Origin of the sequence: Staphylococcus massiliensis CCUG 55927, assembly GCF_000298075.1 — a bacterium.
Classification (GTDB): Bacteria; Bacillota; Bacilli; order Staphylococcales; family Staphylococcaceae; genus Staphylococcus; species Staphylococcus massiliensis.
In genome coordinates, this window is record NZ_JH815593.1 from 162,707 (window position 1) to 174,260 (window position 11,554).

The following is an 11,554-nucleotide window of genomic DNA, read 5'->3' on the forward strand; positions in this document are numbered from 1 at the left end:
ATCAATGTTCTTAAAATGTTCACAAATTTAGGATTATTGGCTATAATATAAATTGAAAGCCATTATAAATAGTTGGATTTTAAGGAAAAGGGGAAATATCTATGGCAGAATTAAAAAGAGGTTTAGAAGGCGTAATTGCTGCAGAAACTAAGATTAGTTCAATTATCGACAATCAGTTAACGTATGCTGGTTATGATATCGATGACTTAGCAGAGAATGCTCAGTTTGAAGAAATCATTTACTTACTGTGGAATTACGAGCTTCCTAATAAAGAACAATTAGAATCACTTAAAGACAAGTTATATGAACATATGACTTTAAATCCAAGAATGTATGAGCACTTCGAAGAATATGCAACAGATAAAGTACACCCTATGACTGCATTACGTACTTCAGTTTCATACTTAGCACACTTCGATCCAGGTGCTGATGAAGATGACATGGATTCAACATTAGAACGTGCTATTAGAATCCAAGCTAAAATTGCGTCACTTGTGACAGCATTTGCTCGTGTACGTGAAGGTAAAGCGCCAGTTAAACCTGACCGTAGCTTAAACTATGCTGCTAACTTCTTATATATGTTACGTGGTGAAAAACCTACAGACGTTGAAGTTGAAGGTTTCAACAAAGCATTAATCTTACACGCTGACCACGAATTAAACGCATCAGCATTTACTGCGCGTTGTGCGGTTTCATCATTATCAGATATTTATTCTGGTATCACAGCTGCTGTTGGTTCTTTAAAAGGACCTTTACACGGTGGTGCGAACGAACGCGTTATGCGCATGTTAACTGAAATTGGTGAAGAATCTAAAGTAGAAGCTTACCTTGAAGAGAAATTTAATAATAAAGATAAAATTATGGGCTTCGGTCACCGTGTATATAAAAACGGCGACCCTCGTGCGAAGTACCTAAAAGACATGAGTCGTAAAATCACTGATGAAACAGGTCAAAAAGAACTGTTTGAAATCTCTATTAAGATTGCGGACATCATGGAAAAAGAAAAAGGTTTATTACCTAACGTTGACTTCTATAGTGCGACAGTATACCACAGCATGGGTATCGAACACGATTTATTCACACCAATCTTTGCTGTAAGTCGTTCAGCAGGTTGGATTGCACACATCTTAGAACAATATCGTGACAACAGAATTATGCGTCCACGTGCGACATACATCGGTCAAAAAGACCGTAAATATGTTGCAATCGAAGAAAGATAATCTTTATACTTTAGATAAATGAACTTTTAAAAATTATTGGAGGTAGCAAAGTATGACTGCAGAAAAAGTAGTAAAATCAAATAACGAATTACAAGTACCAAACGAACCAATCATCCCTTATATCATTGGTGACGGTATCGGACCAGATATTTGGAATGCTGCGAGCAGAGTTATTGATGCTGCTGTTGAGAAAGCTTACAACGGTGAAAAACGTATTGAGTGGAAAGAAATCTTAGCAGGTCAAAAAGCTTATGACGAAACTGGTGAATGGTTACCACAAGAAACTTTAGACGCTATTAAAGAATATTTAATCGCGATTAAAGGACCATTAACTACACCAATCGGTGGCGGTATTCGTTCATTAAACGTAGCATTAAGACAAGAATTAGATTTATTTACTTGCTTACGTCCAGTACGCTGGTTTAAAGGTGTTCCATCACCTGTAAAACGCCCAGAAGATACAGATATGGTTATCTTCCGTGAGAACACTGAAGATATCTATGCTGGTATCGAATATAAAGAAGGTACTCCTGAAGCTAAAAAAGTGATTGACTTCTTACAAGATGAAATGGGTGCTACTAATATCCGTTTTCCTGAAACTTCAGGTATCGGCGTTAAACCAGTATCTAAAGAAGGTTCAGAACGTTTAATCAGAGCAGCAATTGAATATGCGCTTGAAAATAACCGCAAATCAGTTACTTTAGTTCATAAAGGTAACATCATGAAATTCACTGAAGGTGCTTTTAAACAATGGGGTTACGATTTAGCAGAACGTGAATTTGGTGATAAAGTATTTACTTGGCAACAATACGATAAGATCGTAGAAGAAGAAGGTAAAGACAAAGCGAACGAAGCTCAAGATAAAGCTGTAGAAGAAGGTAAAATCATTATCAAAGACTCTATCGCTGATATCTTCTTACAACAAATCTTAACTCGCCCAGCTGAGTACGATGTAGCTGCTACAATGAACTTAAATGGTGACTACATTTCAGATGCATTAGCTGCACAAGTTGGCGGTATTGGTATCGCACCAGGTGCTAATATTAACTATGAAACTGGTCACGCTATCTTTGAAGCAACACATGGTACTGCACCTAAATATACTGGCATGGACAAAGTTAACCCATCATCAGTATTATTAAGTGGTACATTAATGTTAGAACACTTAGGTTGGCAAGAAGCTTCTGACTTAATCACTGCTTCAATTGAAAAAACAATCGCTTCTAAAGTTGTAACTTACGACTTCGCTCGTTTAATGGAAGGTGCAACTGAAGTTAAAACATCTGAATTCGCTGATGAATTAATCAAAAACCTATAATATAACGCTTTACGAAATGCGTAAATGCGACAAGGACACTTGAACTTAAAGCTAGAAGTTTGAGTGTCCTTTTTTGAGGCAATGTAAACTTTATAAATGAAATTACAATTTCTTAAATCATATATTCACATCGAAATCGTTTAAGTAACAGAGTATTTTGTATATAATATGAATTAAATATTAAGGTTTTGTAAAGTTACTTAATTCCATGTTATTTTTTATATGTTTTACGTTATAATTAAGGCAAACATACATAGGAGGTATTGTTCATGTCCCAGAAGGTACTTGTAGTTGATGATGAACAGTCAATCGTAACATTATTAAAATACAATTTAGAACAAGCAGGCTATCATGTTGAAATTGCGAATGATGGTGAAGAAGCGCTCGAAAAAGCAAATGATACTAAACCTGACTTAATTGTGCTTGATGTCATGTTACCCAAAAAGGACGGTATAGAAGTTTGTAAAACGATTCGCTCTGAGAAAAATCAAGTGCCTATACTGATGCTTACTGCAAAGGACGATGAATTTGATCGTGTACTTGGCTTAGAACTTGGTGCAGACGATTATATGACTAAGCCATTTTCTCCTAGGGAAGTTGTCGCTCGTGTAAAAGCCATTTTAAGACGTGCGAGTCAAGTTGAAAGCGTTAAATCAACTGACGAAGACGAAGATATTTTAATTGGTAATATTAAAATTAGACCTGACTTTTTCGAAGTTTATCGCAATGATGAATTACTCGAACTTACACCTAAAGAGTTCGAATTATTATTATACTTAGTTGAACGTCGTGGTCGTGTGATTACGCGTGAACACATGTTAAATTCAGTTTGGAACTATGAATTCGCTGGAGATTCAAGAATTGTAGATGTACATATCAGTCATTTACGCGATAAACTTGAAGAAAATCCAAAGCAACCTAAAATTATTAAAACGGTAAGAGGCTTAGGATATAAACTGGAGCGTCCTAAAGTTAATGATTAAGTTTTATCATAAATTACTGTTGATACTTACAACGATTATAGTTGTAAGTTTTCTTTTATTAGGATTCATTGTTCACAATACGATTTTTTCGATTGTGACAGAACATCAAACTGACAATTATAAAAAAGTCGCGAAACATGTGTTAGAAAAGTATCAAGAACATGACTTTAAAGATATACGAACAGTAGCTGATCATTACAATGCGGATATCTTAATTGAAGATGGTAAGCAACAATACGATTACCATAGTCTTTATTCTAAAATAATGAAAGATAAGAAAGAAGCAATCCTTAATGATCTAACACGTTCTGAAGATCATTATTATCTCGATAGCGTAGAAGGTGAAATACTCTACGGGTATGAGTCACATGGGATTAAGGTCATCGGTAGTTATCAAGCAACCATGATTAAAGAACTACAAATCGACTTTTGGAAATACTTATTTATTATTTTCTTAATCGTGATGGTAGCTTTATTACTCGCTGCTCAGTATATTAACCGCAGTTACATCCGTCCTATTAATGAAGTGACGTATGCGACGAAACTTCTAGCAAAAGGAAATTATAGAGTACGCGTGCCTGAAAGTAGTGTTGTTGAAACAAGAGATTTATTTGTGACGACGAATGTACTTGCGCGAAAACTTGCACGTTTAAATAGCGATCAAAAGATACAGACAAACCGTCTCGAAACAACTTTACAAAACGTACCAAGTGCGATTCTCATGATTGATAACAAAGGTGAAATCGTAATCGCGAACCAGACATACTACGAAATTTTCTATCAAAATGAAAATATTCAACACCAACGTTATACGGATTTACTTGATAATAATATCAAGCGCGTGATCTTCGAGGCTTTTAAAACGGAGCAACCGATTTATGAACAAATCGAGCTGTATGTAAATAAAATTCATCAACGTTTCTATGATATGGCTTGTGTACCCATCTTATCTAAGAATCGTAAGAAGTTACAAGGTATGGTTGTGGTGTTCCACGATATTACGAAGCTTCAAAAACTTGAAAAGATGCGTCGTGAGTTCGTAGCTAACGTGTCACATGAGTTACGTACACCTATCACGTCAATTAAAGGGTTTGCGGAAACGTTGCAAGATGGGGCGAAGCATGATGAAGCATCTTTAGATATGTTCTTATCGATTATGTTAAAAGAATCGAACCGTATTCAATCATTAGTCGATGACTTACTCGATTTATCTAAAATCGAACAAAATTCTTCTATTAAAAATACACGAATTAATTTAAGTCAGGTGGCCGCATCAGCGAAGAAAGTTATCGAACCGCTCGCAAATCGTAAAGACATTACGTTAATTACTGAAATCGAGCCTGATGTATACACGAATGCTGATGAAAACAAAATTTCACAAGTTATCGTAAACTTAATGACGAATGCGGTCAATTATTCACCAGAAGATCGCAAGGTAACGCTTCGCATTAAAGATTTACAAGACCAACAAATCATTGAAGTCGAAGATGAAGGTATCGGTATCGGCGAAGAAGAAAAACCGAGAATCTTTGAGCGCTTCTACCGTGTAGATAAAGCACGAAGCCGTGATTCTGGTGGTACTGGACTTGGTTTATCCATCACGAAGCATATCGTCGAAGCCTTTAACGGTACCATTGAAGTAGAAAGCGAAGTAGACAAAGGGTCACTCTTTAGAGTTACGTTTTATGAATGATTTACGTTGAAATAGAAATTTAAATAGCACAAATTAACTAGGGCTGAGATACAAACGTGTCTCAGTCCTTTTTCTTTTTGAAAAGGCTTCTAAAACAAAGGGGTGGTTACGTTTAGCAACCGCCACGGCATTGAATCAATCGTCCAACCTTAATAACTTCAAGCATTTAACGCCAAATAAGTGATTTCTATACGGTAATAAAAATAGATATGATAAAATGAAAGAAACATTGTCTGGAGGTCAAAAGTTTTGAAGAAATTAGTATTAATCGATGGTAATAGCTTAAGTTTTAGAGCGTTCTACGCCTTACCACTACTAACAAATAAGTCAGGTATCCATACGAACGCAACGTATGGATTTACGATGCTTTTAGAAAAAATATTAAGAGATGAACAACCTACTCATTTTCTCGTAGCTTTTGATGCAGGAAAAACGACATTCCGTCACAAGGAATTCAAGGATTATAAAGGCGGTCGTCAGAAGACACCACCTGAATTAAGCGAGCAATTCCCGTACATTCGTAAGTTAATCGATACGTATCAAATCAAACGCTATGAGCTTGAGAATTATGAAGCGGATGACATTATCGGTACGTTGAGTAAACAAGCTGATCAGGAAGGCTTTAAAACAATCATCATTACAGGTGACCGCGATTTAACGCAACTCGCTTCTGAACATACTACGATTTACTATACGAAAAAGGGTGTAACAGATGTTGACCACTACACACCAGACTTCATTAGTGAAAAATATAACGGTTTAACGCCGCATCAAATTATTGATATGAAAGGTTTAATGGGTGACACTTCAGATAATATTCCAGGTGTGCCAGGTGTTGGTGAGAAGACAGCGATTAAATTACTTAACCAATATGAAACGGTTGAAGGTGTTTATGACAACATCGATAACGTTTCTGGTAAAAAGATGAAGGAAAAGTTAATCGATCATAAAGATGATGCCTTAATGAGTAAATCACTCGCGACGATTAACGTTGATAGCCCGATTGAAGTTAAACTTGATGAAACGAAGTTACCTGATTCAATTAAAGAAGACGACAAGATTAAATTGTTTAAAGAGCTTGAATTTAAACAATTACTCAACCAAATGTCAGATGAAGACGTGTCCGAAGAAGTGACTGAAGTTGAAATCGACGTCTCAAACGATTTAAGTCAAATTGACTTTAAGCACCTTGATCAAGCGACGATTCACTTCGAACTCGACGGCTTCAATTATTTAAAGGATGACATCCTCAAGTTTGGTATTTCAGACGGCGAACATTTCGTTGTGGTAGACGCTGATCAGGTTCAGAATCATGAAGATTTAAAAACTTTCTTAGCTTCTCATAAAACGAAGAAAGTTGTATTTGATGCGAAGAAAACGTATGTGGCGAGCCACCGTTTAAATCTTGAAATCGCGCACATCACGTTCGACCTCATGCTTGCGAGTTACATTCTAGACCCGTCGCACACGATTGAGGACGTTCAATCCGCGGTATCTCAGTTCAATATCGGTTATGTGAAATCTCAAGAAGCGATTTATGGTAAAGGTAAGAAACGCCAGGTTCCTGAAAGCAACGTGCTTGATGATTATGTGGCCACTATTTTAAAAGCCACGCACGACCTCGAACCTGAATTAACGAAGAAACTTGAAGCTTATAAGCAATTAGAACTGTTAAAAGAGCTTGAATTACCGCTTGCGAAAATTTTAAGTGAGATGGAAGAAATAGGTATCTACACGGATGTAAATGAACTTAAAACAATGGAGAAAGAACTTCAAGAAAAACTAGACGTTCTCATTGAGCGTATTCATGAAGCTGCTGGTGAAGACTTTAATATTAATTCACCTAAGCAACTTGGAGTTATCTTATTTGAAAAGCTTGAACTACCAGTTATTAAGAAGACTAAAACAGGTTATTCAACAGCAGTAGACGTACTGGAACAATTACAAGGTAAACATAAGATCATTGATGATATTCTAGAATATCGTCAGCTTGCGAAACTACAATCGACATATGTTGAAGGCTTACAGAAAGTGATTGCTGAAGATAATCGCATTCACACACGCTTCAATCAAACGTTAGCGCAAACAGGTCGTTTATCGTCTATTGATCCTAACTTACAAAATATCCCAATTCGTTTAGAAGAAGGGCGTAAAATCCGTAAAGCGTTCAAATCAACCGATAAGGATTATGTGATCTTTGCGGCCGATTATTCTCAAATCGAGTTACGCGTACTTGCGCATATCACTGGTGATGAAACTTTATCTAAAGCCTTTATTGAAAGCGAGGACATTCATACGACGACTGCGATGAAGGTATTTGATGTGAAAGCAGATGACGTAACATCAAATATGCGTCGACAAGCTAAAGCAGTTAACTTTGGGATTGTTTACGGTATAAGTGATTATGGTTTAAGCCAAAGTCTTGGTATTCCGCGTAAACAAGCAAAAGCATTTATTGATGAATATCTTGGTCATTTTCCAGGGGTAAAACAATATATGGATGACATCATTCAAGATGCGAAACAAGATGGATTCGTTGAGACATTGTATAACAGACGTCGCTATATTCCAGATATCACGAGCCGTAATTTCAATCGTCGTAGTTTCGCTGAGCGTACTGCGATGAACACACCTATCCAAGGTAGTGCAGCTGATATTATTAAACTTGCGATGGTTCATTTTAAAGAAGCGGTCAAAGACACAGACTTTAATGCGAAATTGCTTTTACAAGTGCACGATGAGCTGATCTTTGAGGTGCCTAAAGATGAGATTGAAGCGTTTAGCCGCTTTGTAAAAGACATCATGGAAAATGCGATCGACTTAGATGTACCATTACAAGTCGATGCGAATTATGGACCTACATGGTACGATGCTAAATAGAAAGAAGGACGACTATGCCAGAATTACCAGAAGTTGAACATGTCAAAAAAGGCATTACACCTTTTGCGGAAGGTCAAACAATTATAGATATTTATTACTCTGTACAAGTATTTCAAGGAAAGAAAGAGGGTCGTCAGACGATCATCAAGGGAAATACTTTAGAGGACTTTTCAAAATATGCGATATCTTATACAATTGAAAAAATTGAAAGACGTAGCAAATATATTCTATTTCATTTGAGAAAAGATTCGAATAAGCGTATAATTGTAGGCCACTTAGGTATGGCAGGTGGATTCTTTATTGTTAACAACATTGAGGACATTCCGGTTGAGAACTACCGTAAACATTGGCATGTGGCATTTAAACTTGATAATGATATGTTGCTTGTGTTCTCTGATATTAGACGATTCGGGGAGTTACGTAACATTGGGACGTATGACGGATATCCGTCGCTTAAGGAAATCGCGCCGGAACCGTTTGATGATTCGGCATATGCACACTTTATGCATAAGTTAAATCAAAAATCTGTTCAATCTAAACCGATTAAGCAGGTGATTCTCGATCATCGTGTTATATCGGGTTGTGGCAATATCTATGCATGTGAAGCGTTATTTAATGCGAAGCTGCATCCTGCTACTAAAGTTAAGCAATTATCTGATGATGATAAAACGTGCGTCTTTCAAGAAATTGTTGATGTGCTTAAATTAGGTATAAAATACGGTGGCACGAGTGTGACGAACTATCGTCATGCAGACGGTAATGAAGGTACGATGCAAGATCGCCTTCAAGTTTATAAAAAGCACACGTGTCCGGTTTGTAGAACACCAATTCGTAGAGAAATTATTGGCAAGCGTAATACGCACTATTGTCCAAACTGCCAAAATTAGAGGAAAGAGGGAAACTATGCCAAAGGTTATAGGGTTAACAGGAGGTATTGCGACAGGTAAATCTACAGTCGCTGAGTTACTTGAAATACATGGGTTTAAAATTGTAGATGCTGACATTGCTTCACGTAAAGCCGTTGAGAAGGGTAGTAAAGGCCTTGAGCAAGTCCGTGAAGTGTTTGGTGATGAAGCTATTAATGATCAAGGAGAAATGGACCGTCAATATGTAGGTAACATTGTGTTTACGGATGACGCGAAACGCCTGCAACTTAATCAAATTATTCATCCAATTGTTCGTGAAATTATGGATGATGATAAGGATGCTTTACTCGAGCAAGGTCACGATGTTGTGATGGATATTCCGTTACTCTTTGAAAATGGCTTAGAAGACACAGTCGATGAAACGTGGCTTGTATACGCTTCTGAAAGTATTCAAGTTGACCGTTTAATGCAGCGTAACGATCTTTCGATGGAAGATGCGAAAGCACGTGTGTATAGTCAAATTTCAATTGATAAGAAGAGCCGTATGGCGGACGTTGTGATTGAAAACTTAGGTTCATTACTTGAACTGAAACAAAACTTAGAAGCTGTGTTGAAGGAAAAAGGCTATTTAGAAGAACAAAATGAAACTGAATAATTTATTTAAAACTGGGATGAATGTCATCTCAGTTTTTTTATAGGATTATAAAGGGCTTTTCAAGGGAGGGTGACGGTGATTAACAGTATAAAATTACAAGATAATTAACGGTTTTAATCATTTAAAGCATTAATATATCAATACTTTCAATTTAATTCATAAATTATTAGGAAAACGGTTTCAATTTCTCATAATTGTGCTATACTTTTGATTATAAAGTATAACACAATTTCGAGGGGTGCTTTTTGAAAATGGCAACAAATATTGCAATTAATGGATTAGGAAGAATCGGAAGAATGGTATTACGTATTGCTATGAATAGCGATGACTTAAATGTGGTAGCAATCAACGCGAGCTATCCACCAGAAACAATCGCACACTTAGTTAAATACGATACTACTCACGGATTATACGAAAAAGATGTTAAAGTAAAAGGTGACAACATTGAAATCGATGGTCAAGAGATTAAATTAACTTCTGATCGTAATCCTGAAAACTTACCATGGGAATCATTAAATGTTGATATTGTAATTGAAGCAACAGGTGCTTTCAACCATGGTGATAAAGCAAGTGCACACGTTAAAGCTGGTGCGAAAAAAGTATTATTAACTGCGCCATCTAAAGGCGGCGACGTTCAAACGATCGTTAAAGGTGTTAACGACAAAGACTTAGACGTTGAAAAATATGACGTATTCAGTAACGCTTCATGTACAACAAACTGCTTAGCGCCAGTAGCTAAAATCTTAAATGACGAATTCGGTATCGAAAATGGTCTTATGACTACAGTTCACGCGATTACAAACGATCAAAAGAACTTAGACAATCCTCATAAAGACTTACGTCGTGCGAGAGCTTGTAATGAAAGTATCATTCCAACTTCAACAGGTGCTGCTAAAGCATTAGCATTAGTATTACCGGAAGTTGAAGGTAAATTACACGGTATGGCTTTACGTGTACCAACTAAAAACGTATCTCTCGTTGACTTAGTGGTTGACCTTAAGAAAGATGTAACTGTTGAAGAAGTTAATAAAGCATTCGAAAACAGTGAATATAAAGGTGTAGTTGACATCACTGAAGAACCTTTAGTATCAGTTGATTTCAATACAAACCCACATTCAAGTATTGTTGATGCTCAATCTACAATCGTTATGGGCGACAATAAAGTTAAAGTATTAGCTTGGTACGACAACGAATGGGGTTATTCAAACCGCGTTGTAGAAGTTGCTGAGTTAATTGCAAATTCTTTAAAATAATCTGAAACTAAGATAAAATCTTAATATGGATATTGCAATCAACCTTAGGTGCATTAGTGCCTAAGGTTGTTTTTTTATGCCTTTTTTGAAAATGGGGGCTAACGGCGGGGCTGTAGTGTGGGTGAATTGGGTTTAGTTAGTTAGTGGTACGGGGGCGTTATACGATTGTTTGAAATTCTTTAGTGTAACTCATATGTTGCTCCGCAGTTTGTGAAGGTCTGTTTGACAAGGCGCCCATGTTACATTGTTTGAGTTGATCTTTGTAACAAGGCGTCCATATTACATTGTTTGATCGTGTCTTTGTAACAAGGCGCCCTTATTACATTGTTTGATTAAGTCTTTGTAACAAGGCGCCCATGTTACATTGTTTGAGTAAGTCTATGTAACAAGGCGCCCATGTTACATTGTTTAAGTCGGTCTTTGTATCAAGGCGTCCATGTTACATTGTTTGATTGAGTCTATGTAACAAGGCGCCCATGTTACATTGTTTGATTGAGTCTATGTAACAAGGCGCCCATGTTACATTGTTTAATTGAGTTTTTGTAACAAGGCGCCCATATTACATTGTTTGATTGAGTCTTTGTAACAAGGCGTCCATGTTACATTGTTTGAGTTGATCTTTGTAACAAGGCGCCCATGTTACATTGTTTGAGTTGATCTTTGTAACAAGGCGTCCATGTTACATT

General features: G+C 36.7%; 8 protein-coding genes. All 8 read left to right on the top strand.

The features are described 5' to 3' along the window. Nucleotides 1-101 precede the first annotated feature (101 nt). Nucleotides 102-1,220, top strand: coding sequence for a citrate synthase (locus tag A33S_RS0101165; RefSeq protein ID WP_009381914.1), 1,119 nt, complete (start codon nucleotides 102-104; stop codon nucleotides 1,218-1,220). A 52-nt stretch (nucleotides 1,221-1,272) separates the two neighbouring features. Beyond that, a complete protein-coding gene (gene icd, locus A33S_RS0101170) occupies nucleotides 1,273-2,538 on the top strand; it encodes an NADP-dependent isocitrate dehydrogenase (RefSeq protein ID WP_017176461.1) in 1,266 nt (421 codons plus the stop codon). Between the two features lie 269 nt (nucleotides 2,539-2,807). Further along, entirely contained in the window at nucleotides 2,808-3,521 is a 714-nt protein-coding gene (locus A33S_RS0101175; protein WP_017176462.1) for a response regulator transcription factor, read from the top strand. Beyond that, nucleotides 3,514-5,214 carry a two-component system histidine kinase PnpS gene (gene pnpS / locus A33S_RS0101180; RefSeq protein WP_017176463.1) on the top strand — a complete coding sequence of 567 codons (1,701 nt, stop codon included), beginning with the start codon at nucleotides 3,514-3,516 and terminating at the stop codon, nucleotides 5,212-5,214. The genes A33S_RS0101175 and pnpS overlap by 8 nt, the downstream gene beginning before the upstream one ends. Nucleotides 5,215-5,463: 249 nt before the next feature. Then, the gene (polA, locus tag A33S_RS0101185; RefSeq protein ID WP_009381908.1) at nucleotides 5,464-8,094 is read left to right on the top strand and encodes a DNA polymerase I; all 2,631 of its coding nucleotides are present in this window, start codon (nucleotides 5,464-5,466) and stop codon (nucleotides 8,092-8,094) included. 14 nt (nucleotides 8,095-8,108) lie between these two features. Beyond that, the gene (mutM, locus tag A33S_RS0101190) at nucleotides 8,109-8,981 is read left to right on the top strand and encodes a bifunctional DNA-formamidopyrimidine glycosylase/DNA-(apurinic or apyrimidinic site) lyase (protein ID WP_009381906.1); all 873 of its coding nucleotides are present in this window, start codon (nucleotides 8,109-8,111) and stop codon (nucleotides 8,979-8,981) included. A gap of 16 nt (nucleotides 8,982-8,997) precedes the next feature. Beyond that, a complete protein-coding gene (gene coaE / locus A33S_RS0101195; protein ID WP_017176464.1) occupies nucleotides 8,998-9,615 on the top strand; it encodes a dephospho-CoA kinase in 618 nt (205 codons plus the stop codon). 251 nt (nucleotides 9,616-9,866) lie between these two features. Further along, nucleotides 9,867-10,868, top strand: coding sequence for a glyceraldehyde-3-phosphate dehydrogenase (locus A33S_RS0101200; RefSeq protein ID WP_009381904.1), 1,002 nt, complete (start codon nucleotides 9,867-9,869; stop codon nucleotides 10,866-10,868). The last annotated feature ends 686 nt before the right edge of the window (nucleotides 10,869-11,554 follow it).

Coding starts and splice junctions, on each gene's coding strand:
- A33S_RS0101200 (WP_009381904.1), top strand. CDS start 9,867: ATGGCAACAAATATTGCAATTAATGGATTAGGAAGAATCGGAAGAATG.
- mutM (WP_009381906.1), top strand. CDS start 8,109: ATGCCAGAATTACCAGAAGTTGAACATGTCAAAAAAGGCATTACACCT.
- A33S_RS0101175 (WP_017176462.1), top strand. CDS start 2,808: ATGTCCCAGAAGGTACTTGTAGTTGATGATGAACAGTCAATCGTAACA.
- pnpS (WP_017176463.1), top strand. CDS start 3,514: ATGATTAAGTTTTATCATAAATTACTGTTGATACTTACAACGATTATA.
- coaE (WP_017176464.1), top strand. CDS start 8,998: ATGCCAAAGGTTATAGGGTTAACAGGAGGTATTGCGACAGGTAAATCT.
- A33S_RS0101165 (WP_009381914.1), top strand. CDS start 102: ATGGCAGAATTAAAAAGAGGTTTAGAAGGCGTAATTGCTGCAGAAACT.
- icd (WP_017176461.1), top strand. CDS start 1,273: ATGACTGCAGAAAAAGTAGTAAAATCAAATAACGAATTACAAGTACCA.